This window comes from Pseudomonas cimarronensis (genome assembly GCF_049331905.1).
GTDB lineage: Bacteria > Pseudomonadota > Gammaproteobacteria > Pseudomonadales > Pseudomonadaceae > Aquipseudomonas.
Genome location: NZ_CP186283.1, coordinates 1,753,237 through 1,778,904, shown reverse-complemented (window position 1 = coordinate 1,778,904; position 25,668 = coordinate 1,753,237). Strand labels below are relative to the sequence as shown.

The 25,668-nt window shown below is 59.5% G+C and carries 23 protein-coding genes; 8 read left to right on the top strand and 15 right to left on the bottom strand.

The features are described 5' to 3' along the window. Nucleotides 1-10: 10 nt before the first annotated feature. The gene (locus ACOCLD_RS08245; RefSeq protein WP_422911534.1) at nt 11-610 is read right to left on the bottom strand and encodes an FMN-dependent NADH-azoreductase; all 600 of its coding nucleotides are present in this window, start codon (nt 608-610) and stop codon (nt 11-13) included. 160 nt (nt 611-770) lie between these two features. After that, a complete protein-coding gene (locus ACOCLD_RS08240; RefSeq protein ID WP_422911533.1) occupies nt 771-1,085 on the bottom strand; it encodes a 3-phosphoglycerate kinase in 315 nt (104 codons plus the stop codon). 88 nt (nt 1,086-1,173) lie between these two features. Between ACOCLD_RS08240 and ACOCLD_RS08235 the strand changes: the two genes are divergently transcribed. Genes ACOCLD_RS08235 through ACOCLD_RS08225 form a run of 3 tightly spaced genes read left to right on the top strand, consistent with a single transcriptional unit; the run spans nt 1,174 to nt 3,492 of the window. Continuing rightward, nucleotides 1,174-2,100, top strand: a complete 927-nt coding sequence (locus ACOCLD_RS08235) for a LysR family transcriptional regulator (protein ID WP_422911532.1) — start codon at nt 1,174-1,176, stop codon at nt 2,098-2,100. Between the two features lie 13 nt (nt 2,101-2,113). After that, a complete protein-coding gene (locus ACOCLD_RS08230) occupies nt 2,114-2,926 on the top strand; it encodes an alpha/beta fold hydrolase (protein WP_422911531.1) in 813 nt (270 codons plus the stop codon). 11 nt (nt 2,927-2,937) lie between these two features. Beyond that, on the top strand, nt 2,938-3,492 hold the full coding sequence (locus ACOCLD_RS08225; protein ID WP_392540503.1) for a peptidylprolyl isomerase: 555 nt from the start codon (nt 2,938-2,940) through the stop codon (nt 3,490-3,492). A gap of 36 nt (nt 3,493-3,528) precedes the next feature. Here the strand turns inward: ACOCLD_RS08225 and ACOCLD_RS08220 are convergent, their stop codons facing one another. Both ACOCLD_RS08220 and ACOCLD_RS08215 read right to left on the bottom strand, forming a co-directional pair. After that, complete coding sequence (locus ACOCLD_RS08220) at nt 3,529-4,269, bottom strand: MgtC/SapB family protein (RefSeq protein WP_233684023.1); 741 nt, start codon at nt 4,267-4,269, stop codon at nt 3,529-3,531. 72 nt (nt 4,270-4,341) lie between these two features. Continuing rightward, entirely contained in the window at nt 4,342-5,463 is a 1,122-nt protein-coding gene (locus tag ACOCLD_RS08215; RefSeq protein ID WP_422911530.1) for a GNAT family N-acetyltransferase, read from the bottom strand. A gap of 102 nt (nt 5,464-5,565) precedes the next feature. On the opposite strand from ACOCLD_RS08215, the gene ACOCLD_RS08210 reads away from it, so the two are divergent. Beyond that, nucleotides 5,566-6,165, top strand: a complete 600-nt coding sequence (locus tag ACOCLD_RS08210) for an inorganic diphosphatase (RefSeq protein WP_422911529.1) — start codon at nt 5,566-5,568, stop codon at nt 6,163-6,165. Between the two features lie 55 nt (nt 6,166-6,220). Here ACOCLD_RS08210 and ACOCLD_RS08205 read toward each other — a convergent pair whose 3' ends face one another. The 6 genes from ACOCLD_RS08205 to ACOCLD_RS08180 form a co-directional block, all read right to left on the bottom strand. Beyond that, nucleotides 6,221-7,138 (bottom strand): ParB/Srx family N-terminal domain-containing protein, encoded by a 918-nt coding sequence (locus ACOCLD_RS08205; protein WP_422911528.1) that lies wholly within the window; start codon nt 7,136-7,138, stop codon nt 6,221-6,223. An 86-nt stretch (nt 7,139-7,224) separates the two neighbouring features. Next, the gene (locus tag ACOCLD_RS08200) at nt 7,225-8,556 is read right to left on the bottom strand and encodes an OprO/OprP family phosphate-selective porin (protein WP_422911527.1); all 1,332 of its coding nucleotides are present in this window, start codon (nt 8,554-8,556) and stop codon (nt 7,225-7,227) included. Between the two features lie 226 nt (nt 8,557-8,782). After that, a complete protein-coding gene (locus tag ACOCLD_RS08195; RefSeq protein ID WP_422911526.1) occupies nt 8,783-9,382 on the bottom strand; it encodes a DoxX family protein in 600 nt (199 codons plus the stop codon). A 53-nt stretch (nt 9,383-9,435) separates the two neighbouring features. Then, nucleotides 9,436-10,134 (bottom strand): DNA-binding domain-containing protein, encoded by a 699-nt coding sequence (locus tag ACOCLD_RS08190; RefSeq protein ID WP_422911525.1) that lies wholly within the window; start codon nt 10,132-10,134, stop codon nt 9,436-9,438. Continuing rightward, nucleotides 10,131-10,973, bottom strand: coding sequence for a DUF692 domain-containing protein (locus tag ACOCLD_RS08185; RefSeq protein WP_422911524.1), 843 nt, complete (start codon nt 10,971-10,973; stop codon nt 10,131-10,133). The genes ACOCLD_RS08190 and ACOCLD_RS08185 overlap by 4 nt, the downstream gene beginning before the upstream one ends. A gap of 23 nt (nt 10,974-10,996) precedes the next feature. Continuing rightward, nucleotides 10,997-11,296, bottom strand: coding sequence for a hypothetical protein (locus ACOCLD_RS08180; RefSeq protein ID WP_233684016.1), 300 nt, complete (start codon nt 11,294-11,296; stop codon nt 10,997-10,999). 201 nt (nt 11,297-11,497) lie between these two features. On the opposite strand from ACOCLD_RS08180, the gene plsB reads away from it, so the two are divergent. The 3 genes from plsB (at nt 11,498) to ACOCLD_RS08165 (ending at nt 15,019) form a co-directional block, all read left to right on the top strand. Beyond that, nucleotides 11,498-13,981 carry a glycerol-3-phosphate 1-O-acyltransferase PlsB gene (gene plsB, locus ACOCLD_RS08175; protein WP_422911523.1) on the top strand — a complete coding sequence of 828 codons (2,484 nt, stop codon included), beginning with the start codon at nt 11,498-11,500 and terminating at the stop codon, nt 13,979-13,981. Between the two features lie 20 nt (nt 13,982-14,001). Beyond that, complete coding sequence (locus ACOCLD_RS08170; RefSeq protein ID WP_422911522.1) at nt 14,002-14,217, top strand: hypothetical protein; 216 nt, start codon at nt 14,002-14,004, stop codon at nt 14,215-14,217. Between the two features lie 124 nt (nt 14,218-14,341). Continuing rightward, a complete protein-coding gene (locus tag ACOCLD_RS08165) occupies nt 14,342-15,019 on the top strand; it encodes a DUF4197 domain-containing protein (RefSeq protein ID WP_422911521.1) in 678 nt (225 codons plus the stop codon). A gap of 97 nt (nt 15,020-15,116) precedes the next feature. On the opposite strand, the gene ACOCLD_RS08160 is transcribed toward ACOCLD_RS08165, so the two are convergent. The 4 genes from ACOCLD_RS08160 to ACOCLD_RS08145 all read right to left on the bottom strand — a co-directional run bounded on the left by ACOCLD_RS08160 (nt 15,117) and on the right by ACOCLD_RS08145 (nt 24,001). Then, nucleotides 15,117-16,961, bottom strand: coding sequence for an NERD domain-containing protein (locus ACOCLD_RS08160; RefSeq protein WP_422911520.1), 1,845 nt, complete (start codon nt 16,959-16,961; stop codon nt 15,117-15,119). A 1,022-nt stretch (nt 16,962-17,983) separates the two neighbouring features. Continuing rightward, complete coding sequence (locus tag ACOCLD_RS08155; RefSeq protein WP_233684011.1) at nt 17,984-19,423, bottom strand: sodium:solute symporter family protein; 1,440 nt, start codon at nt 19,421-19,423, stop codon at nt 17,984-17,986. 370 nt (nt 19,424-19,793) lie between these two features. Beyond that, entirely contained in the window at nt 19,794-22,874 is a 3,081-nt protein-coding gene (locus ACOCLD_RS08150) for an efflux RND transporter permease subunit (protein WP_422911519.1), read from the bottom strand. 5 nt (nt 22,875-22,879) lie between these two features. Beyond that, nucleotides 22,880-24,001, bottom strand: coding sequence for an efflux RND transporter periplasmic adaptor subunit (locus ACOCLD_RS08145; protein ID WP_422911518.1), 1,122 nt, complete (start codon nt 23,999-24,001; stop codon nt 22,880-22,882). Nucleotides 24,002-24,092: 91 nt separating this feature from the next. Here ACOCLD_RS08145 and ACOCLD_RS08140 point away from each other — a divergent pair, with 91 nt between their 5' ends. Then, a complete protein-coding gene (locus ACOCLD_RS08140; RefSeq protein WP_422911517.1) occupies nt 24,093-24,731 on the top strand; it encodes a TetR/AcrR family transcriptional regulator in 639 nt (212 codons plus the stop codon). A 118-nt stretch (nt 24,732-24,849) separates the two neighbouring features. On the opposite strand, the gene ACOCLD_RS08135 is transcribed toward ACOCLD_RS08140, so the two are convergent. Continuing rightward, entirely contained in the window at nt 24,850-25,638 is a 789-nt protein-coding gene (locus ACOCLD_RS08135; protein WP_422911516.1) for a class I SAM-dependent methyltransferase, read from the bottom strand. Between the last annotated feature and the right edge of the window lie 30 nt (nt 25,639-25,668).

Sequence of the window (25,668 nt, the reverse complement as noted above, 5' to 3'; positions counted from 1 at the left end):
CCGCGGAAAATCAGATGACCTGGGCCAGTTGCGCCTTGGCCTGGTTCAGACCTTTTTCCATAAACTCACCGCCCAGGTTGAGGCCTTCGGCGTGGATAAAGCTGACGTCGTGGATACCGACAAAGGCCAACGCCTGACGCAGGTATGGTTCCTGATGGTCCTGGCTGCCGCCGGCATAAATACCGCCGCGCGCGGTCAGTACAAACGCACGCTTGCCACTGAGCAGACCTTGCGGGCCGGTTTCGGTGTATTTGAACGTGACTCCGGCACGCAGCACGTGGTCGAGCCAGGCCTTCAGGGTGCTGGGAATGGCGAAGTTGTACATGGGCGCGGCCAGCACCAGCACATCGGCGGCCAGCAGTTCATCGGTGAGCAGGTTGGACAAGGCCAGCGCCGCTTGCTCCGCTTCGCTCTGCTGCGCAGCGGGAGTCATCCAGCCACCCAGCAGGTTGGCGTCCAGATGCGGCACCTGGTCAACCGCCAGGTCACGCACCTTGATCTGATCAGCGGGGTGCGCCGCTTGCCAGTTGGCGATAAATTGCTCGGTCAGTTGACGGGAAACCGAACCTTGTTGACGGGCGCTGCTTTCAATTACCAGAACATTAGCCATGTTATTTGCTCCATCGAAGGGGGGAAGTAAGCGTCGATGGGCAAAGAATATGAGCGCACTGATCGATTAAAAAGCGCAAATATCCGCACTAAACAATCGAAAAAATTGATTTATTCATGATCCAGGCTTAGTCTCAGGTTTGTTGCGACAACAGCTTTAGCTAGCTGACTTCGCAGGTCAGTTTGATCCGCAGCTTGATAATGCTGCGGCTGAACTTCACCGCCAGGCTGCTGCTTTCACCAGCAGGCAGGCTGACCTTGCGAGTACGCGGGGCTTCCGGGCCGTTGCGAAATACCGCCGTGCACTTGGCGTCCGCCCGGCCGTAGTTGTACAGCTGCAAGCCGCCCATGTTGTGATCGATTTCCTGGGTGGTGGCCGCCACTTCGGCACCGTTAAGCTGTTTCTCTACCTCGATCGGGTAGGCCATTACAGTCAACGGCAGGCAGGCCAGCAGGGCGCAACAGAGCTTTTTCATCAGGACAGTCTCCGGCAAAAGACGGCCAGTTTAGGTTGATTGAGTCAGCATTTGCACCCTGGAACTTGAGCAAGCACAGGAACCGAATATGAAAGCCCCCCGCGTAACCCTCGACCAATGGCGCACCCTGCAAGCGGTGGTCGACCACGGCGGTTTTGCTCAAGCCGCCGAGGTGCTGCACCGCTCGCAATCCTCGGTCAGCTATACCGTGGCGCGCATGCAGGAACAGCTGGGCGTGCCGCTGCTGCGCATCGACGGGCGCAAGGCGGTGCTCACCGAAGCCGGTGATGTGCTGCTGCGCCGCTCACGTCAGCTGGTCAAGCAGGCCAGCCAGTTGGAAGACCTGGCGCACCACATGGAACAAGGCTGGGAAGCCGAAGTGCGCCTGGTGGTCGATGCCGCCTACCCTAACGCACGCCTGGTACGCGCGCTGACTGCCTTTATGCCGCAAAGCCGTGGCTGTCGGGTGCGCCTGCGCGAGGAAGTATTGTCCGGCGTGGAAGAAGTGCTTAAAGGTGGCATGGCCGATCTGGCCATCAGCGCGCTGAACATTCCCGGCTTTCTCGGTGCGGAAATGAGCACTGTCGAGTTTGTCGCCGTGGCCCATCCGGAACACGCCCTGCACCGTTTGCAGCGGGTGGTGACGTTCCAGGACCTGGAAAGCCAGATGCAGGTGGTGATCCGCGACTCCGGTCGCCAGCAACCGCGCGATGTCGGCTGGCTCGGCGCCGAACAGCGCTGGACAGTCGGCAGCCTGGCCACCGCCGCCAACTTTGTCAGCAACGGCCTGGGCTTTGCCTGGCTGCCGCGCCACCTGATCGAGCGCGAACTCAAGGACGGCCTGCTCAAACCGCTACCGCTGGAACAAGGCGGCAGCCGCAATCCGCTGTTCTTTCTCTACTCGAACAAGGACAAACCCCTGGGCCCGGCCACGCAGATTCTCGTCGAGCTGATCCAGCGCTTCGATGCCGCCCCGTTGAATGCAGCCTTTGCTGCGCCCCTGCCCTCCGCTTGAGAGGAATTTGTGCATGCCATTTTTCGATAACGACGACTGCCAACTGCACTACGAAGAGTACGGTCACGGTGCGCCGCTGCTGCTGGTTCACGGCCTCGGCTCCAGCACCCGCGACTGGGAATACCAGATTCCCGAACTGGCCCGCCACTACCGGGTGATCGCCCTCGATATGCGCGGCCACGGCCGCTCGGACAAGCCCCGCGAGCGTTACAGCATTCAAGGATTTGCCGAGGATGTGGCCGCGCTGATCGAACACCTGCAACTGCCGCCGGTGCATCTGGTGGGCATTTCCATGGGCGGCATGATCGGCTTTCAGCTGGGCGTGGATCGCCCCGAGTTGCTGAAAAGCCTGTGCATCGTCAACAGCGGCCCGGAAGTGAAGGCGAAAAGCCTGCGCGACTATATCGAGATCGGCAAACGCTGGAGCCTGTCGCGCCTGCTCAGCCTCGATACCATTGCCAAAGCCCTGGGCAAACTGCTGTTCCCCAAACCCGAGCAGGAAGAACTGCGGCAGAAAATCCTGCAACGCTGGCCGCAGAACGACAAGCGTGCTTACCTGGCCAGCCTGGATGCAATTATCGGTTGGGGAGTACGGGAACGCCTGAGCCGGATCAGCTGTCCGACCTTGGTGGTTACCGCCGATCGTGATTACACCCCGGTGGCGCAAAAGCAGGCGTATGTCGATGAACTGCCCAACGCACGCCTGCTGGTGATCGAAGACTCGCGCCACGCCACGCCGATGGACCAACCCGAACATTTCAACTGCAGCCTGCTGGCCTTCCTTGCGGAAGTCGAACAGGCTACCCCGACTGCCAACCAACAATAAGGACGCCCTGCATGTTCAAGACCCTTACCCTCGCCGCCTGCTCCATCCTGTTTGCCGGCAGCCTGCTGGCCGCCGAAAACCCGAAAGTGCTGCTGAGCACCAGCCTTGGCGACATCGAGATCGAGCTGAATGCCGAGAAAGCGCCAATCAGCACCGCCAACTTCCTCGCCTACGTCGACAGCGGCTACTACGCCGGCACCCAGTTCCACCGGGTGATTCCAGGCTTTATGGTGCAGGGCGGCGGCTTCGATGCCGACATGCAGCAGAAGGACACCCAGGCGCCGATCAAGAACGAAGCCGACAACGGCCTGCACAACGTGCGCGGCACACTGGCCATGGCCCGCACCCAGGTGCGCGACTCGGCCACCAGCCAGTTCTTTATCAACCACAAGGACAACGCCTTCCTCGACCACGGCTCGCGTGATTTCGGCTACGCGGTATTCGGCAAGGTGGTGAAAGGCATGGACGTAGTCGACAAGATCGCCCAGGTACCGACCGGCAACCGTGGCGGCCACCAGAACGTCCCGCGTGAGCCGGTGCTGATTACCGAAGCCAAACGCCTGTAACCTTGTTCAACCGGCTGGGCACCCGCTGCCCAGCCGTCAGTTGCGCGCATGGGCCAGGTGAAACTTCGCCACGCCGTCCAGCTGCGCCAGCTCATCGGCCATGTCGCTGATCCGCGCACTCTTCTGCCCGTCCACCGCCACCGCAACAAAGCGCCATTCCAACTGGCCCTGCTCGAAGCTCACACTGAACGAGCCGCCGGCAATCACATAGCCGCGCTCACGGGCAATGCGCCGCAGTGTGGCCTCCTCCGGCCGCACAAACCCCGGCGCAAAACGCAGCACAATGGCAATCGCCGGCCGCGACGGCAGCCGCGCCTCCAGCTTGGCGCCCCACATCATCAATCCGGCGGAAATCAGGCTGAGCAACAGCGCCGCGCCATAAAAGCCCACGCCCACCAGCACGCCAATCGCCGAAGAGGCCCAGATCGAAGCCGCCGTGGTCAGCCCACTGATGCTCATGCCGTCCTTCATGATCAGCCCGGCGCCGAGAAAACCGATACCGGTGACTACACCCTGAATCACCCGCGTCGGATCGACCCCGGCTAGCGAGTGATCCCCCAGCCAGTGCTGTGGATAGATGCACAACACCGTCAACGCGCAGGACGCCATGCACACCATGCCATAGGTGCGCATGCCCGCCGCACGGCCATGGTAGGAGCGCTCGTAGCCCACCAGCAGCCCCAGCAGCAAGGCACCGAGCATATTGATAAACAAGGTCAGATTGACCGCCACCCCCGGCAGCAGCCAGAACTTATCGAGCAGAGCCCATACACTCACACCACACCTCGCACAGCAGCGAACCTGTTCTGAGCGTAGTTGCCGCGCCGACAACCTGCGCGAGCGGGCGCGCTATTGGCGGTACGGCAACAGCTCGCGGGCCTGTTCGGCATAGCCGCGCACACCCTGCTGTTCTTCCGCGAGAAAGTTCGCCACGGCCGCTCGTAGGCCGGGGTGGCAAAGGTAGTGCCAGGAGTGGGTGATGACCGGCTCGAAGCCGCGAATCAGCTTGTGCTCGCCCTGGGCGCCGGCATCGAAACGCTGCAGACCATGACTGATGGCGTACTCCATGCCCTGGTAGAAACAGGTTTCGAAATGCAGCCGGTCGAACTCGGCCAGGCAACCCCAATAGCGCCCATACAGGCTGTCTCCACCGACCAGGCTAAAGGCCATAGCCACCGGCCTGCCGGTCTGATGGGCGAGCACCACGCGGATCATCTGCGGCATGCGCTCGGCCAGCAGGCTGAAAAAGTCGCGCGTCAGGTAGGGTGACTGACCGCGCACGCGGTAGGTGTTGGCGTAACACAGGTAGACGAAATCCCACTCCAGCTCACTGAGCTGATGGCCCTCGCGCCAGTCAAATTCGATGCCCTGCCCCACCACCTGCTCACGCTCCTTGCGCATCTGCTTGCGTTTGCGCGAACTGAGCGCATCGAGAAAATCCTGAAAGTCCCGGTAATCCCGATTGCGCCAGTGGAACTGACACCCCAGGCGCTGTAGCCAGCCGTCGCGGCCCTGCAACAGGGCATTTTCCGTCTCGGTGGTGAAGTTGATATGCAGGCTCGACAGGCCCTGTTGCTGCAGCCCGGCGCTGAGCTCATCGAGCAATTGCCCAGCTGCCTCAGGTGTGCCGAGCAAACGCTGGCCGGTAACTGGAGAGAAGGGAATCGCCCCAAGCAGCTTGGGGTAATAGTCGATGCCGGCGCGATAGCAGGCATCCGCCCAGCCGTGATCGAACACGTACTCGCCATAGGAATGGCTTTTCACATAGCCCGGCATGGCCGCCAGCAGTTGCCCCTGTTCACCCTGCAAAACTGCATGTGCCGGCTGCCAGCCACTGCGCCCACCGACACTGCCGCTGTCTTCCAGTGTTTTGAGAAAGGCATGCCGCAGAAACGGCTGGGGTGAGGTGCACAGGGCATCCCAGGCATCAGCGCAGACACTGCTGATGGATTCGATGGAGACAATCGGCATGCAGGATTCCATTTCGGGCGAAAACAACAGACGGCTGCAATATATCTCTAACAATGCCTGCGCAAGATAGCCACTGCTCAATCCCCCTATCGAGGAGTCATCATGCAAAAGTCTCTGCTTGCCCTGGGCATCGCGCTGTTTATGGGCAGCACTGCGGTCATGGCCGATAAAAACATCGTCCATCCTTTCCACGCCGCTCAACCAGAAAATGCACCGAACGACGTGCATATGGCGGTGGAAATCCCGGCCGGCAGCTTTACCAAGTATGAAATCAACGAGGAAGGCCTGGTCTTTGTCGACCGTTTCCAGTCCATGCCAGTGGTCTATCCGGCCAACTACGGCTCGTTGCCGCGCACCCTCGGCGGTGACAACGACCCACTCGACGGCCTGGTGCTGACCCGCGAAGCCCTGCACCCCGGTGTGTTGATCAAGTTCCGCCCGATTGGCTACCTGAAGATGATCGACGGCGGTGAAGCCGATGAAAAAATCATCGGCGTACCGAGCAGCGATATCGACCCGACTTACGACACCATCAAGGACATCGAGGATCTGCCGGCGATCGAGCGTCAGCGCATCGAAGCCTTCTTCCGCGTTTACAAACAGCTGCCAGAAGGCCGCAAGAAGGTCGAACTCAACGGTTATGGCAATGCCGAAGAAGCGCGCAAGATGATCCAGCAGGCAATGGACAACTACAAAAAATAAGGCTGAGCTGCAGCTGCAACAAACCCCGCTGCGGCGGGGTTTGTCGTTTACGGCATTAGAGCGAACGCTTGTGCTGGATCATATAACCCAGCTTCTTGCTGGCCATCTTGCCCATCTCCTTGCGGTCGACGGAGGAATAACCACCCAGCTCAGCCGCCTTGAAGCCACTGTCACCCACCAGGCTGTCAGCCTGCAGCGCCACCATGAGCTTGGCGGCCTCGCCGATCGCGTCACGGTAATCATCTTTGTCACGCAGATCGTACTCGCTCAGATTGAGCTGAGTGCGCAGCCAGTTGCCCCAGTAGAACTCGAGAAACTCAGGGGCCACCTCGCCCGAGCGCGGCTTGTCATAGGCCACCTCACGGGTGAAATACACCAGCGCGCGGAAGGGGTCATCCGCCAGGTTGTTCAGACCAAGCTGCGCTGGAATCTGCTCAGGGGTGATCGCCTGACCCTGACCATTCTTGAGCCAGACCTTGCGTGCATCCTGCATGCGCTGCCAGAAGCTGGCCAGGGCCGGGCTGTCACTGAAGTTGTCAGTCACCTTGACCCACATTTGCAGCGTTGCGCCACCTTCAGGCTGCTCCCACAGGGTGGTAAAGGTGTGATGCCCATCGGTCAGGTACAGCTGGCCTTCAGGGCCGACCACCACGGTTTTCATCTCACTGCCACGTGAACCCACTGCGCCCTGACAGCTGAAACTGTCTGGCTGATGCAGGCTGGCCCCCTTCGGCACCTTGCTGCTCTCGCCCTGGCCATTGGCCTCGCAGTATTCGTCGAAGAGCTTGTTCGGCTCCTTGGCAAAGCGCCCGAGCTTGTAATAGATCTGGTCATACCCCACCACCGCCTGAGTCGGGTGCAACTGCTCAAGGCGGACCTGCAATAACTCACCGGGCTTGGCCGCGCGGTAATCCTCCGCTACCGCCGCAGCACTCAAACCCGTCATCAGTAGCAACACTGCACAGATGCGCATCGACTTTTCCTCATACAAAAATCAGCGAAAAAAAGCCCCGCACTAGGCGGGGCTCAAAGATAGGAGCAGCAGTGAAGCGCTGTTGCTTAGAACACGTACTGCAGACGGCCGACGATGGCTTGGCCGTCGTCTTCTACTTTGTAGGTTTTGCCGTTCTTAGTCAGGTTGGCATTAGTGTTGACGTTGTCAACTTCATAATCGACGTAGTTCAAGCTCATGCGAATGGCTTTAGTCGGGAAGTAGTTGACGCCAACAACCATGGCACTGGTTTCGAACTCGTCATTGACGCTAACCGGAGCCACGCCAGCAATGATGTTGGTGCTAACGGCGGAAGCATCACCGTCGATAGTGCTGTTTTCATAGCGGGCAAACACTTCGATTGCACCGGCTTCAGTTGGTTTATCCCACTTGCCATCGGCAGCTTTGAAGCCACGAACACCGCCAAACATGTAGCCAACCTGGGCGTAGTAACCGTCAACATCAACGTCCTGCGAAGTGCCAGTTGCGCTCTTGCCGCTGATGCTACGGCTGAAGTATTCAGCTTGTGCACGCAGACCACCAAATTGAGCGCCGGCTTCCAGGAGCCACTCGGTGTCTTTATCAGTTACACGAGTATCGGTGAAGGTCAGACGATCATCACCATCGCTACGCAGGCCCATGCGGGTGCGGACACGTACACGATCGTCATCCGGGGTGTTGCTGTGGAAGTTGGCACCGAGGTGAACAACGTCTGTACCGTTCAGGTAAGGAGCCCAGTTGGCACGCAGCGTATAACCAAACGACTCATCGTTATCTGTATCGCCGTCGTTGTATTCAGTCTTGTAGGTAGCGACCTGAGCCAGCAGACCATAGTCTTCGCCGCTGTGTTTGACAGCTACGCCGAAGTTGGTGTCTTCATCGCCATTGAGATAGTCGTACATGAACGGACGCTCAATACCAGTGATCCAAGAGGAGCTGGTAGTGTTTTCCAAGCCGTAATCCACGCCAAAACGGCCAATGGTCACACTGGCAAAATCAAGACCGTCGTAGCTGAAGTAGGCATCGGTAAACTCAGTCGCGTTGTCATCCGAACCATCGTGTTCCAGAGTAAAACCGTAGCCCCAGTTCTTGTATGCAACGCCTTCGATGGACACTTCAGCACGACGGATATAGGTGTTGAAAGTGCTATCGAAAGGACTGTCCTCTGCTGCGGCGCGCAGACCATCAAAGTTTGTGGCATCCCACTGCAGCTTGCCGCCCAGTTTGAAGCTGAATTCTTTGTCGGTAGTGGCGACTTCCAGGCCACCCTTGGTCTTGATCACGAGATCGGCGCCGTCAGTGGTGACGGTACCGGCGAAAGCCTGGGCGGAAACGGCCAGGGCCAGAGCGCTGGTAGCGAAGCCGGCCATTACTCCACGAAAGCTGTGCTTACGGATCATCGAAGATTCCTCTAAATGGACTTTTAAGTGTTGAAAACACCCGAGCGCTGGGGCTCGTTCGTGCTGGAGGGAATCTTGGCGGCGGGATATTTCAGGGCAGTTGCTGATATATAAATATTTGATTACAGCGGAACTTTTTACTTCCTTTACCTATAAGTCATCAAAACCCCTCTAGCGCGGGCATGCCAACGGCCCGCCGCCCTTGCGGCGACGGGCCCTGTTCGGTTCAAGGCTGCTTGCGCAGAGCCTTGGCCAGCCAGTAGTCCAGGCTCAACCAGCGCCCGGCGCCGCTGAAAAACAGCGCTACCAGCATCACCAGGTAGGTGGCGGCGAACTCGATGCCGTTGTTCAACACCACCAGCTTGCCGCTGCTGGTCAGCCAGTCGTAATTGCCATGCTCTTTGAGCAGCTCGCGGGCGCGTTCGAGCTTGCCCACCGAGTCCATGACCCGCTCATTGGCGAACGGCGCGCTGGCATCGGCAATCGCCTGCCAGCCATAGGGCAGATGCACGGCGAAGATCGCCACCAGCATGGTGATGATCAACGGAATGCTGACCCAGCGCACCGCCAGGCCGAACAACAACAGCAGCGCCCCACCCGCTTCGGTCAGCGCCGCCGCCCAGGCCAGCAGCTCGGGGAATGGCAAACCCAGGCCCCAGTCCGGATTACCGAACCAGGCGGCGGTGGCGTCGATATCCGCCAGCTTGTGCGTGCCGGCCATCCAGAACACCGGCACCAGGTACAGGCGCAGCAATAACGGCCCGATAAAGTCCAGGCGACGAGAAGCATCCAGGGCGTCCTGGAGACAATTGAAAAAGCTCAGCATGGTAAATCTCCACAAGCCGGTGCGAGGCACCGAGGGTCAGATACAGCGAGAGGTTAAGGGCACCAGATGCCTTGGCGCTGCCAGTCATCCAGCAGGCTCTGGGCGTTATTGAAGTACTGCGTATCAGCCGTCAGGCCATGCTGCTGGGCCAGCGCCAACAGCGCCGGTTCGGCAGCCTCACCGGCCTGCAGACGCGCCGCCAACTGGTAGGCAAAGGGGCTGATTTGCATAAAGCGCACCTTGTCCTGCCCATCGCGCCAGACCAGCAAACAGGTCGGCTCGTCCGGCGGTGTTATCGGTTGAAAGTCGCCACCAATGCGCTGCACCGGCCACTGATAGGCCAGCGGCCAGGCCAGTGGCGACCAGCCTTGTGCGGGCAACTCGGCCTCACTGACATCCAGCGCCAGCTCGACCCATTCGTAATGCGCCAGCTCCAACATAAACGGCGGATCGCCCGCTTCAGCGACATAGCCCTGCTGCAACCAGGCGAGAAACTCCTGGCTGATCTGCAAGAAATACGGCGAGCGCGCCTGATGCTCGGCAATAAAACTGCGCACCAGGCGCTGCCAGCGATCAGCCTCGATCAGCCGGTGCAACACCGGGAAGGCGCCACTGATAAAGCCTTCGATATTGTTGAAGAACAGCGCTTCATACACCGCCATGCGCTCGGCGGTAACACCCGCAAGCAATGGCTGCTCTGCCGGCTGGCGAATCCGCGCAGCAAAGGCGCGTTGTGCGTCAACGCCACTCATGTGCCGTAGCTCCGCAAAGGCGCCGCAGCTGCTTGCAAGTGACGAATCTGCGCCACCTCGGCATACAGCTCGGCAATCGGCGGGAAGTTGAAATCCCGTTCCAGCAAGGTCGGGCGCACACCGTGCACGGCGTAGGCCTGTTCCAGCAGCGCCCACACCGGATCGATCACCGGCGCGCCGTGGGTGTCGATTTTCAGATCACTGGCTTCATCGTAATGCCCGGCCACATGCAGATAGGCGATGCGCGCACTGGGCAGGCTGGCGATATAGGCCGGCGCAGCGAAGTTGAAATTGATGCTGTTGACGAAGACGTTGTTCACGTCGAGCAACAGCTGGCAGTCGGCTTCATCCAGCACCGCGCGGACAAACGCCGCTTCATCCAGCTCGCCCGGCAACTGCGCATAGGCCGAGACGTTCTCGATGATCAGCGGCCGCTCCAGCACGTCCTGCACGATGCGCACGCGCTCGGCGATGCGCCGCACCGACTCCGCGGAAAACGGCAGCGGCATCAGGTCATACAGCTGGCCATGGTCGGCGCAGGCCGACAAGTGTTCGCTGTAACCGCGCACGCCGTGAAGGTCGAGAAAGCCCTTGATCGCCCTAAGCAACTCGAGATCCAGCGGGGCAAAACCACCGAGGTTGAGGGACAGACCATGGCAGAGCAGCGGCAGGCGCTCGCTCAAGGCACGCAGCTGCTTGCCCAGACGCCCGCCAACACCGATCCAGTTCTCCGGCGCCAGCTCGAGGAAATCCACCTCGGCTGTGCTGCACTCCTGCAGCGCGCCAAGCAGGCCGCGACGCAGGCCCAGCCCGGCACCGTTAACGAAATCCATCTGCATGTTCTGCCCCCGCACTCGCTCAATTACTCGGCTTTTTTCTCGCCGCCGCACTTGCCTTCACCGCATTTGCCCTCGCCTTCGGCCTTGGCTTCACCACCGCACTTGCCTTCGCCACACTTGCCTTCGCCTTCGGCTTTCTTCATCTCGCCGCCGCATTTGCCCTCACCGCAGCTGCCTTCGGCGGATTTTTCGCCAGCAGCCAGGCTGTAGCCGCTGCTCAGCTCCTGCGCGGCAAACGGGTTACTCGCAGCCTGTACGCTCAATGCGGCGCTGCTCAGCAGTACCGCGCCCAGGGATGCAACAACAGTATTCAGATGGTTCATGGCAACACTCCAATGGTGGTTCACAATGGCGGCCGATTGGCTGCCTCTGCCCAATAGACGAGGCCGACACACGGCTGTTACAGACAACCCGTAAAAATAATTCCGTGCTGGCTAAACCCTAGAAGATTTTTGCCGCCAGGCAGCCGATCCGGCACACTACGCCCCCCGAGCAAATGCTCGTTTTCAGCCTGCAGACTCCGTATGACCCGATCTCCGCTCCGCCGTCTCGTTTTTGGCACCCTGCGCCGCGTGCTCTACCTCTGGGTGCGCTCGGAAACCATCAACCAGTCCGCCTTTACCCTCAAGCTCGACCGCAGCAAGCCGGTGTTCTACGTGCTGCAGCAGCCGTCGCTGAGTGATCTGGCGGTGGTCGATACGGAATGTCGCAAGGCCGGTCTGCCGCGCCCGGTACTGCCGGTGGCCGTGGGTGAGCTGCTGGAGCCTGCCGCCTTCTTCTACCTGACCCCGGAGCCCGACTGGCTCGGCCGGCAGGACAAACGCGGCATCTCGCCCACCCTGCAACGCCTGGTCAGCGCGCTGAGCCAGCATGCGGTGGACGATGCGCAGATCATTCCGGTCAGCGTGTTCTGGGGCCAGTCGCCGGACCGTGAAACCAGCCCGTGGAAGCTGCTGTTCGCCGACAGCTGGGCGGTCACCGGGCGTCTGCGCCGCCTGGTCAGCATCCTGATCCTCGGCCGCAAGACCCGCGTGCAATTCTCCACGCCGATCCATCTGCGCGAGCTGGTCGAGCAGGACAAAGGCCACGAGCGCACCCTGCGCATGGTTCAACGCATCCTGCGCGTGCACTTCCGCAACCAGAAAGCCGCCGTGATCGGCCCGGACGTGTCGCACCGGCGCAACCTGGTCAAAGGCCTGGTGCACGGCCCGCAGGTGCGTCAGGCGATCATCGAAGAAGCCGAACGCGAGAACATCAGCCTGGAGAAGGCCGAAAGCCAGGCCCTGCGCTATGGCAACGAGATCGCCTCGGACTACACCTACACCGCCATCCGCTTCCTCGAACTGGTGCTGAGCTGGTTCTGGAACAAGATTTACGACGGCATCAAGGTCAACCATATCGAAGGCGTGCAGGAAGTCGCCCAGGGCCATGAGGTGATCTATGTGCCCTGCCACCGCAGCCATATCGACTACCTGCTGCTGTCCTACCTGCTGTTCCGCAACGGCCTGACGCCGCCGCACATCGCTGCCGGCATCAACCTCAACATGCCAGTGATCGGCGGCCTGCTGCGCCGCGGCGGCGCGTTCTTTATGCGCCGCACCTTCAAGGGCAACCCGCTGTACACCGCGGTGTTCAACGAATACCTGCACACCCTGTTCAGCAAGGGCTTCCCGGTCGAGTACTTCGTCGAAGGCGGCCGTTCGCGCACCGGGCGCATGCTGCAACCGAAAACCGGCATGCTGGCCATCACCATGCGCAGCTTTTTGCGCAGCAACCGCCTGCCGGTGGTGTTCGTGCCGGTATACATCGGCTACGAGCGCGTGCTGGAAGGCCGCACCTACCTGGGCGAGCTGCGCGGCGCGAGCAAGAAGAAGGAGTCGATCTTCGACATATTCAAGGTCATCGGCGCGCTCAAGCAGCGCTTTGGCCATGTCTGGGTCAACTTCGGTGAGCCGATCAAGCTGGCGGAATTCCTCGACAGCGAGCAACCGAACTGGCGCGAGCAGGATTACGGCACGCAGTACCGTCCGGCCTGGCTCAATGAGGTCACCAACAACCTCGGTGAGCGCGTGGCCCAGCACCTCAACGAGGCGGCGGCGATCAACCCGGTCAACCTGGTGGCCCTGGCGCTGCTCTCCACCAGCAAGCTGGCCCTGGACGAACGTGCCCTGTCGCGGGTGCTCGACCTCTATCTGGCCCTGCTGCGCAGCGTGCCCTACTCACCGCACACCACCCTGCCAGACGGCAACGGCCAGGCGCTGATCGAATACGTGCAGAAGATGGACCTGCTCGCCGAACAGAAGGACGCCCTCGGCAAGATCCTCTATCTGGACGAGCAGAACGCCGTTCTGATGACCTACTACCGCAACAACGTGCTGCACATCTTCGCCCTGCCGGCGTTGCTGGCGAGCTTCTTCCAGAGCAGTTCACGGATGAGCCGCGAGCAGATCCTGCGCTTTACCCGCGCGCTCTACCCCTACCTGCAAGCCGAGCTGTTTATCCGCTGGAATATGGATGAGCTGGACGCTGTGGTTGATCAGTGGCTGGCCGCCTTTGTCGAACAGGGCCTGCTCAAGCTCGACGGCGATATGTATGTACGCCCGGCACCCAGCTCGCGCGAATTCGTCCTGCTCACCCTGCTGGCCCGCGCCATCGTGCAGACCCTGCAGCGCTTCTATATGGCCACCGCCCTGCTGCTGAATGCCGGGCAGAACGCCATCAGCGCCGAAGAACTGGAAGACCTCTGCACCGTGATGGCCCAGCGCCTATCGATCCTGCATGGCCTGAATGCCCCGGAGTTCTTCGACAAGAGCCTGTTCCGCCACTTTATCCAGAGCCTGCTGGATCAGGGCGTGCTGCGTCAGGACGAAGCCGGCAAGCTCAGCCACCACCCGCTGCTCAGCGAACTGGCCGAAGGCGCCGCCAAGCGCGTACTGCCGGCGGAGATTCGCCTGTCAATCCGCCAGGTGGCCATGGACCGCAACGCAGATATCGCCGAGCCGGTGTAAGCCGGCCTGGCCGCAGCGTTATGAGCGAAACCAACGACCAACCCGCACGGCACTCCCGTGCGGAGTTTCACCAGGCCAACCAGGCCCGCGCTGAAGCCGAAGCGCAGCGCCTGTTGGCGGCCAAGGCCGAACTGGGTGCGCGCTGGCTTAGCTGGGTTGCCGCCGAGTTGTACGCGTTAAAACCTGCCGCCTATGCGCAGATGGTGCGCCGCGAACTTCAGCGTTTAACCCACTAACACCACTGCCCCTTCCCCCTCAGCACATAGCGCGCCCACTGCCGAGCAGCGTTGTGCATTTGCCTGCGCGCTACACTCCGATAAGCTCCAGCAACTGCCCCTCCACCGATCAAGGATGCCCACCATGCTTCGTATGCTTTCCCTCGCCGCCGGCCTCGCCCTCTCCAGCAGCGCCTTCGCCCTGTCGCTGGCCGATCTTTCGCAAAGCGACGCCAGCGGCGGCCTCAAGGACGCCCTCACCCAAGGCGCCAAAGTAGCCGTGCAACAACTGGGCAAACCTGGCGGTTTCAGCAACAACCCGGACGTGCGCATCGAACTGCCGGGCAACCTCGGCAAAGCCGCAAAGACCATGAAGATGATGGGCATGGGCGCGCAGGTTGATCAGCTTGAAGCGAGCATGAACAAAGCCGCCGAAGCCGCCGTACCGCAAGCCCAGGCGCTGCTGGTGGATTCGGTGAAGAAGATGACCGTACAGGACGCCAAGAGCATCCTCAGCGGCCCGCAAGATTCCGCCACCCAGTATCTGAACAAAACCAGCCGCGAACAGATCCGCGCCAAGTTCCTGCCCATCGTCAAGCAAGCCACCGACCAGGTCGGCCTGGCCAAGCAATACAACAGCTTCGCCGGCCAAGCCGCGAGCTTCGGGGTGATCGACGCGAAAAGCGCGAATATCGAGAACTATGTGACTGAGCAGGCGCTGGATGGCCTGTTTGCGATGATCGCTGAGCAGGAAGCCAGCATCCGGGAGAACCCGGCTGGGGCGGCGACCAGTTTGGCTAAGAAAGTGTTTGGGGCGCTGTGAGAAGGGTGACGTAGATGTGAAAAAGCCAGACCGTGAGGTCTGGCTTTTTTGACCCAGCAAGAATCTATTGGAAAATAAATCTCCCCCCTTTTCCCTATTACTTCCCCCGATTTTTTCTTTTAGAAGAACTAGCAATATTTCGAATCTTTTTCGAGACTTTATTTTTTCCACCTTTTCTCATACCACCAAAAATCTTAGATCTATTAAACGGCACGAGCCCTGGTGAGGAAACCTCTAGCTCATATACTTTTCCATCAAGCTCACAATAATATATTTCATCAAAAATATCTGACTCACTAATATCCAACGGAATGAAATCTGCATTAGCACTTATAAAATCCTCCAAACCTCCGTACTTCAGGAAAGCGCCAGCATATTCCAATTCATCAGCACCAAAAACCTTCCCATGCAAAACAACTCTCTGCTCAACATAGCAAACTAAATCTGAAAACCCTTTACCTAGATGTAGAAATCCATTTATTAGGCATTCAAGATCACTAACACTCACCACCCAAGGATATGGATCTGTCAATTCCTTTTTCAGAAGAAGAGAAAGATTTGTCGCCAAAACACCGAAGTCATCTCTTGTCACACAAAAACAATAAATATTTTCAAAATCTTCAGCCAATAGCTTTACCAGCAACTCACCTTTTTTACTGAACAGTTCTACCGAACCATTACTTATAAAATTCCTTTTTAAAGAATTCGCCTGCTCATATGCTTTTTGTATCCCATTCCGCCCTCTAAAATGGTCGTTAATTCTCTCATAAGCCTTAGAGGGGTCACGCAATGGCTCTTTAGGAGGGGATGCTTTGGCTTCTACAATAAACAAACTACGCTCATGGACAATCACCAAGTCGTGCTCGAAATGCGCTTTTGGACTTTCAAATGCACTTGGATAAAAACTTGCACTGGGCGGAAAAATACGCCGCAAAGAAGAAACAACTTTCGATTCGAGACGAACATCCCGCTCCCTTAAATAACGCCTAGATATTTCACCAGACGAAAGATGACGCTCAAGCTTATTAAGAATAGAAATATAAAATGAGTTATTTGACAAGAAGAAGAGTTTTTCACCATCGACAGTTAGCAACGGCTTCGAAAGCACAGGGCTTTCATCTGTAATGTAGGTAATCTGCTGAGCCTGCCCCCTAAAAGTCACAAAGTGCTCATACACAAGTAACCTTACATCTTCTCCAAATTCACCCTCGAGCTCAGAAGCATCAAAAGAATATAAATCATTCATACGCTCGAGCATCAAGCTCATATTTGAGCCAAGATCAAACTCTTCAGTTGACTCTGCTAATGCCTGCTCAGGAGCAACACCCGAAGTAATTTTATCTATAAAAGACCGTCTACCATTATCGACCAACTCAAACAACGCTTGCAGCTCGTCAAACTTCGAAAGAACAATCTTCTCAAAAAAATCACCTAACCTAAGCATAACAGCTGGAGTCATGCCATATTTTTCAGAAACCTCCTGCTCAAACCCATCGAAACAGTATCCAACCCACTCCTTAATATCTGTTGTAGATAGCTTAGGGCCAGCCATAAAATAATTAATAAACGCTGGAGCCGCAACATCACGATGCTTCTTCCAATCTCCAGAAAAAATACTATTCGGATCATTTTTCATAGGAAAATACGCCAGCATGTACTTACTAAAAATCCGTTCAAGCACATGAACAATCTGATCATACTTCCCATCATCTAACGCCTTACAATCCACCGGCTCAGGCAATGAACAAGCCACTGACAACAAATATACCCCCTGCCGGAGGGGAGAGCTCAAGCGTCGACGGCCAGATGGAACTCCGGACTTATTAAAAATAAAATGCTGATGCGCAACAAAATTAACTAGCTCTCGAAGAGACACATCAGAAACTATGCGCCTAAGCTTTGAAACATCAGCCAACAACTGCTTATGTAGTAGGCTATTCATGCACTCTCCAAAATAAATTTTCAAATACGAACAATTAGCCATCAGATTAGCAAAAAAAATAATATCTAAATATAAAAAACAAACAGAAATCAATCTCGTAGGATGGGTTGAGTAGAGCGATACCCACCGAGCCTCTAACGCCCGCCGCATATGCATTGGCTGTGAATCCCCCTTTCGCCCTTACGGCGAGTTACTTTCTCTTTGCTTGTGCAAAGAGAAAGTAACCAAAGAGAAAGCACACCCGGCATCCGGGTTTCGCTGCGCTCAACTCCCCTCACTCCGGCGCTGTTCCGAGGGTCGTCACGGTGGGCCATCCCTGGCCCATCGCTCCTCGTTTGGCATCCATGCCAAACGCCCCTCTCCACAGCACCTACGCTCGGCCTCCTGACGGGATTCGGGGACCGCGTTGTTTGGGCGATTTGTGGACGGCAGAGCGAAGGGCAAAAGCAGAACGGAAAAGCCGAAGCAAAAGCATCGCGGGCAAGCCCGCTCCTACAGGGTCGGCGGACATTCGGAGGATGGGTTGAACCGCGCGATACCCATGCGGTTGATTGATGGGTATCGCTGCGCTCCACCCATCCTACGCAGCGTTGATTTGGTCTTTTTGTCATTTGCCCACAATCTCGCAGACGAAGCCAAACGCCCCATCAGAAGGCCGAGTGGAATCGTTGTGGAAGGGAGCGAACCGCATGGATGCTGCGAGAGGCGTAAAGGGCCAGGGACGGCCCTTGTACGCCGGCCCCTGGAGCAATGATGGAGCGAGGGAACCCGACGCAGTCGGGCCGGATGCAAGGGGCAAGACCTTTTGCTTACTTTTGGGGCGTTTGCCAAAAGTGAGCCGCCGTAAGGGCGGAACCGGTAGCGGGAACGCTACAAAAGCGGCGCAAACAAAGCACCGACCAAAAAACCAACAAAGCTCGCGGCTAAAGCCCCTCCCACGGGATGAATGCGCTCCCCGCCTTCACAAGGCGCAAAAACAAAACCCCGCCAATCAGCGGGGTTTTGTGGGCCAAGCGCCAGGCTTATTCCGCCTGCGCCACCAGCATGCCGTTGTGGTTACGGCTCCACTGCGGCAACAGCGTGCCAATCAACATACCGGCCATGCTGAACAGCAGGCCCGCCAGCTGCGGCGGCCAGAAGGCGGCTTCGCTCCAGGTGTATTCCAGGTAGATCCACGACACCAGACCAAAAGCGATGGCCACCAGCGCACCCTGGGTGGTCGCGCGCTTCCAGAACAGGCCGGCGAACAACGGCACCACGGCCGCCACCAGGGTCACCTTGTAGGCGTTGCCGACCATCTCGTAGATGCTCGCATCCGAGTACAGGGCAAAGCTCAGGGTGGCCACGGCGCAGACCACGATGGTGACACGCATCAGCAGCAGGAACTGCTTGTCGTTAAGCACCGGCAAAAAGCGCTTGAGCACGTTTTCGGTGAGGGTCACCGACGGCGCCAGCAAAGTGCCGGAGGCGGTGGACATGATCGCCGAGAGCAGCGCACCGAAGAACATGATCTGGGCGAACAGCGGGGTCTTTTCCAGGATCATCAGCGGCAGAATCATCTGCGAGTCTTCGGCCAGCCACTTCTCGACCAGCGCCGGGTCGATCATCGAGGCGGCGTACACCAGAAACACCGGCAGCATGCAGAAGCCGAGGTAGAACACCGCGCCGGTCATCGAGGCGCGGGCGGCGATATTTTCGCTCTTGGCCGACATCACGCGCTGGTACACGTCCTGCTGCGGGATGGAGCCGAGCATCATGGTCACCGCCGCACCGATAAAGGCGACGATGTCCTTGGGCTCGAAGGCGTGCATAAAGGTGAATTTGCCATCGCTGGCCGCCTTGTTGATCACCAGGTCGGCGCCGCCCGCCATGTCGCTGAACAGCCAGACCAGGTACACCAGGCCGACGACGATGATGATCATCTGGAAGAAGTCGGTCAGGGCAATCGACCACATGCCGCCGAACAGGGTGTACAGCAGCACGATAAAGGTGCCGAGGAACATGCCCTGGGTGGTGCTGATGCTGCCGTCGGAGATGACGTTGAACACCAGGCCGAGGGCGATCAGCTGCGCGGCGATCCAGCCCAGGTAGGACATGACGATGACCAGGCTGATGATCAGCTCGACCTGCGGGCCATAGCGCTTCTTGAAGTAGTCACCGATGGTCAGCAGGTTCATCCGGTACAGCGGGCGGGCGATGATCAGGCCGACCAGGAACAGGCAGCCGAAGGAGCCGAACGGGTCTTCGACGATGCCGGCAAAGCCTTCTTCGAGGAAGGTGGCGGGGATGCCCAGTACCGCCTCGCTGCCAAACCAGGTGGCAAACACCATGGCGGCGACGATGGGGAAGCCCATGCTGCGGCCACCGGAGGCGAAATCGCGGGTGTTGTGCACCCGGGTGGAGGCGTAGAAACCGATGGCGACAGTCACCAGCAGGTAGAGCGCAACGAACCAGATCAGCATGCTTTCCCGTTCCACAGACGTCAGCCCACCGCATGCATGGCCCGCGCAGGCGGCGCAGGACGGATCGATGGGCTACAGGTTTTTGTTATGACCATTCATGACGGGTAGCGCACGCGCCCATCAAGGTCGCGCAGTCTGGCAAATACGTAAAATATGTCAAACAAAAACGACGAAATGTAAGTAGATAATTCGTGTAATCGCCCTTAACGCCCATGTAACCGACTGTAATCGCTGCGTAAGTCATTCAAACACCGCAGCAGGCAGTTGCATATTTTTGACACTCGCCTAACGCAAAAAGGCGCCGGCCAGCAACCGTCGGGCATAAAAAAACCAGGCCAAAGGGCCTGGTTTCTTATCTGCGAGATCCGCTTCAGGCCGGTTTCGCTTCCACTTCCTTGACCCGGAACCAGGCGGCATACAGCGCCGGCAGGAACAGCAGGGTCAGCGCGGTGGCGACGATCAGACCGCCCATGATGGCCACGGCCATCGGCCCGAAGAACACGCTGCGCGACAGCGGAATCATCGCCAGTACCGCCGCCAGGGCAGTCAGCACGATGGGCCGGAAACGCCGCACGGTGGCTTCGATGATCGCGTGCCAGCGGTCCATGCCGGCTTCGATGTCCTGCTCGATCTGGTCAACCAGAATCACCGAGTTACGCATGATCATCCCCGACAGGGCGATGGTGCCGAGCATGGCCACAAAGCCAAACGGTTGCTGGAACACCAGCAGGAACAGGGTCACGCCGATCAGCCCCAACGGCGCGGTGAGGAACACCATGGCCGAACGCGAGAAGCTCTTCAGCTGCAGCATCAGCAGGGTCAGCACCACTACGATAAACAGCGGAATACCGGCGTTGACCGACTTCTGCCCACGGCTGGAGTCTTCCACGGTGCCGCCAACGTCCAGCTGGTAGCCGTCCGGCAGTTGTGCACGCACCGGCTCGAGGGTCGGCAGGATCTGTTTGACCAGGCTGGCCGGCTGCTCTTTGCCGTACACATCGGCGCGCACGGTGACCGTTGGCAGGCGGTTGCGGTGCCAGATGATGCCCTCCTCGAAGCCGTACTCCAGGGTGGCGATCTGCGACAGTGGCACGCTGCGGCCATTGTCGGTCGGCACCGCCAGACTCGGCAGCAGGCTGAGCTCCTGACGCTCACTCAGGGTGCCGCGCAGGAGGATTTCGATCAGCTCGTTGCCTTCGCGGTACTGGCTCACCGGCGAGCCGGTCAGCGAGCTTTGCAGGAAGCGCGACAGGTCGGCGGTGCTTACGCCCAGGGCGCGGGCGCGTTCCTGATCGATGTTCAGCCGCACCACCTTGCTCGGCTCTTCCCAGTCCAGGTGCACGTTGGTCACGTGACTGTTCTCGCGCACCTTGTCGGCCACCTGGCGGGCCAGATGACGTACTTCATCAATGTGCTCACCGGAAACCCTGAACTGCACTGGATAGCCCACGGGCGGGCCGTTCTCCAGGCGCGAGATACGTGTGCGCAGGGTTGGGAACTCATCGTGCAGCACGTCGATCAGCCAGGTACGGATTTTCTCGCGGTCCTCGATGCTTTTCGCCAGCACCACGAACTGGGCAAAGCTGGCGGCCGGCAGTTGCTGATCCAGCGGCAGGTAGAAGCGCGGCGAACCGGTGCCGACGTAGGCGACAAAGTTGTCCACCCCTTCCCGCCCACGCAGCAGCTCTTCCAGACGCTTGGCTTGCTCTTCAGTGGCGGCCAGGGATGCGCCTTCGCTGAGTTTGAGGTCGACCATCAGTTCCAGGCGGCCGGAGGCCGGGAAGAACTGTTGCGGGACAAAGCGGAACAGGGCAATCGAGGCGACGAACAGGGCAATGGTCAGCACAATCACAGTTTTACGCCGGCGCACGCACCACTCCACTGCCTGGCGCACACGCTGATAGAACGGCGTGCCGTAAGGGTCATGGCCATCATCGCGGCCGCCGTGTTTGGCCGCGTGCAGCTTGGCCAGGTCCGGCAGCAGTTTGGCGCCGAGGTACGGCACAAACACCACAGCCGCGATCCACGACACCAGCAGGGCAATCGCCACCACCTGGAAGATCGAGCGGGTGTATTCGCCGGTGCCGGATTGCGCGGTGGCAATCGGCAGGAAGCCGGCGGCGGTAATCAGGGTGCCGGTGAGCATGGGGAAGGCGGTGCTGGTCCAGGCATAACTGGCCGCTTTGATGCGGTCGTAGCCCTGCTCCATCTTGATCGCCATCATCTCCACGGCAATGATCGCGTCATCCACCATCAGGCCCAGCGCCAGCACCAGCGCGCCGAGGGAAATCTTGTGCAGGCCGATGCCGAAGTAGTACATGGCGGCAAAGGTCATCGCCAGCACCAGCGGAATCGACAGCGCCACCACCAGACCGGTGCGCAGGCCGAGGGAGAAAAAGCTCACCAGCAGCACGATGATCACCGCCTCGGTGAGCACACGAACGAACTCGCCCACCCCGGTTTTCACCGCTGCGGGCTGGTCCGACACCTTGCTCAGCTGCATGCCGGCCGGCAGGGTTTCCTGCAGACGGGCGAACTCGCCTTCCAGGGCCTGACCCAGCACCAGAATGTCGCCGCCGGTTTTCATCGAAACCGCCAGGCCGATGGCGTCTTCGCCCATATAGCGCATACGCGGTGCGGGTGGATCGTTAAAGCCGCGTTTGACCTCGGCCACATCGGCGATGCGGAAGGTACGATCGGCCACGCGAATCGGGAAATTGCGGATTTCATCGACCGTTTCAAAACGCCCGGTGACGCGCAGTTGCACGCGGTCGCTGGCGGTTTCGAAGAAGCCTGCCGCAGCCACGGCGTTCTGTTCTTCCAGCGCCTGCTGCACCGCCGCCAACGGCAGGCCGAGGGTGGCCAGCTTGGTGTTGGACAGCTCGATCCATACCTTCTCGTCCTGCAAGCCGAGCAGGTCAACCTTGCCGACGTCCTTGACCCGTTGCAGCTGCAACTGGATGCGGTCGGCGTAGTCCTTGAGCACGGCGTAGTCGAAGCCTTCGCCGGTCAGGGCGTAGATATTGCCAAAGGTGGTGCCGAATTCGTCGTTGTAGAACGGTCCCTGGATGCCCTGAGGCAAGGTGTGGCGAATATCGCTGACCTTCTTGCGCACCTGATAGAACAGTTCGGGGATGTCCTTGGAGTGCATCGAATCACGGGCGATAAAGGTCACCTGGGATTCGCCGGGGCGCGAGAACGAGACGATCTTGTCGTAGTCGCCGGTCTCCATCAGCTTCTTTTCGATACGTTCGGTGACCTGGCGCGAGACTTCCTCGGCGCTCGCCCCCGGCCAGTTGGTGCGCACCACCATGGCCTTGAAGGTAAAGGGTGGGTCTTCGCTCTGACCCAGCTTGGTGTAGGAAATAGCCCCCACCACCGCCAGCAGCAGCATGAGGTACAGGACGATCTGGCGGTTACGCAGCGCCCAGGCGGACAGGTTGAAATCCATCGGGCTTACTCCTCAACCGTCAGGTCGGCCTTGGCCGTCAGCTGCACCACCCGGTTGTCGCGGTCAACCGGACGCACCTGCTGGCCTTCGCGCAGCACCTGACCACCGGCTGCCACTACCCAATCCGTCGCTTGCAGGCCTTCGAGTACCGGTACGGTCTTCTCGCCGTAGGCACCGATACGCACGTCGGTGCGCTTGAGGGTGGAGTCCTTCGGATCGACCACCCAGACGTAGGGCTGACCCTTCTCCGCCGTCAGCGCCGACAGCGGCACAACCAACGGCACATCACCGTTGTGGGCGATAAATACGCGGGCGCTCTGGCCCAGTTCGGCCGGCACCTTGCCTTCGGTAAAGGCTACGCGGGCGGCAAAGGTGCGCGACTGCGGGTCGGCCGATGGCGACATTTCACGAATGCGCCCGGGGAAGCGCTGATCCGGCTGCGACCACAGCTCAACCGCGACATCCTGACCAACCTTGAAGCGCTCGAAGGCTTGCTCCGGCAGGTTGATCAGCACTTCACGCTCGCCGTCAGCGGCCAGGGTGAACACGGTCTGCCCGGCGGCGACCACCTGGCCGACCTCGACCATGCGCCGCGCCACCACGCCATCCTGGGAGGCGCGCAGCACGGCATAACCGGCCTGGTTGTTGGCCACGTTGAATTCGGCTTTCACCTGTTTCAGACGCGCTTCACCGGAACGGTAGGTGTTCTCGGCATTGTCGTACTGCGAGCGGCTGACCAGGTTGCGTGCCAGCAATGCCTTGTAGCGATCACGCTCGGCGCGCACCAGTTGCAGGTTGGCTTCGGCCGCTGCCACCTGGGCGCGGATGGCTTCCAGCTGCAGGCGCACGTCTTGTGGGTCCAGTTCGGCCAGGGGCTGATCCTTCTTCACCCGCGCACCGACATCGACCAGACGTTTGGCCACCTTGCCACCGATACGGAACGCCAGCTCCGGCTCCAGGCGCGCACGCACCTCACCGGGGTAGGCATCCATCAGCTCGCCAGCCAGTTGTGGCTGCACCACCATGGCCGGACGCACGGCAACCTTGGCGGGCTCGCCATTGCCGCAAGCGCCAAGCAACAGGATAAGACTGACAGGCAACGCAACAGACAGTGCATGACGAAACATGATGACTAACCTTTGTGGAGGCTTTTGAATATTTATACTGGCGGGTATAGTAAAAATAGCAAACTCACTAGTCCAGTATTAAAAACGACCAATGCCAAACAAAGTGTTGCCAACCAGCGGCCCCGGTCGCCCGAAAGACCTGGCCAAGCGCAAAGCCATTCTGGAAGCGGCGAAAACCCTGTTTCTCAGCAATGGCTATGACGGTAGCAGTATGGATGCGATTGCCGCAGAAGCCGGAGTTTCCAAGCTCACGGTGTACAGCCACTTCACCGACAAGGAGAAGCTGTTTGCCGAAGCGGTGAAATCCAAGTGCGAGGAGCAACTGCCCGAGCTGTTGTTCGAACTGGACGACGAGGTGCCGGTAGCACAGGTGCTGCTGAGCATCGGCCGGGGCTTCAATGAGCTGATCAACAGCCGCGAATCGGTGGAGCTGCACCGGGTGATGGTGAGCCTGGCCGCGCAGGACTCGACGCTGTCGCGGATGTTCTATGAGGCCGGCCCGCAGCGCGTGCTGCACGGCATGGAGGAACTGCTGCGCCGCGCCGATCAGAGCGGCAAACTGCGCGTCCCCGACCCGCTGAGCGCGGCGGATCAGTTCTTCTGCCTGATCAAGGGCGGCGTCAACTTCCGCCTGCTGATCGGCTGCGGTGAGGCGCTGCAAGGCGCTGAGGCCGAAGCCCATGTGCGCGATGCAGTCGAGGTGTTTCTGCGCGCGTTCCGCGCCGATTAAGCTTCGTAGGTTGGCGCTGAGCTTGCGAAGCCCAACGCAAGGACGCTGAATGTGTTGGGCTGCGTGCCGCAACCCAACCTACGCAATGCGACGCCTAACCCGTGAACAAGCTGCAAACTTACTCACTGGCGGCTTGCAGCTTCTTCTTCGGGTAGATGTCATAGCGGCTGGATTTACCTTCCAGGGCATAGCCCGGCTTGGCGCCTTCAATCAGCGGCGCCTTGCGCGGGCGCTTGACCACCACCCGATGGCTGGCCAGGTTCAGCGCCGCTTCCAGCAACGCCGGGGCATCCAGGTCATCACCAACAAACGGTCGGAACAGGCGCATCTCCTTTTTCACCAACGCGCTCTTGTCGCGGTGCGGGAACATCGGGTCGAGGTAGATCACCTGCGGCGGCTCACCCTGCCAGGCGCGCATCAGCTCGATGGCATTGCCATTAAGTAGCTGCATCTGCGCGGCAATCGGCGCCACATCGCGGTCCAGCGCGGCGCGCGCCAGGCCATCTTCCAGCAGCGCAGCAATCAGTGGCTGACGCTCGATCAAGGTCATGCGGCAACCCAGGCTGGCCAGCACAAAGGCATCACGACCCAGACCGGCCGTGGCATCCAGCACCGTCGGACGCACCCCAGGCTGCACACCCACCGCCTTGGCAATCATCTGCCCACTGCCGCCACCGAACAGCCGGCGATGCGCCACCGCGCCTTCGACAAAATCCACCTTCACTGGCCCTGGCGCCTGCGGGCCCAGCTCCACCAGCTGCAAGCCACCCTCGCCCAGTTGCAAGGCAAACTCGCTGTCGCCTTCCAGCGGCAAACCCAGGCGCGCTGCCCAGGCTTCAGCCGCCGACTGCAGGTGGGGAGCCAAGGCTTGCATACGAATTCTGGCTATTAGCCGCTCATCACTCATCAGAAAATGTGCTCAAAAATCACTCAATTG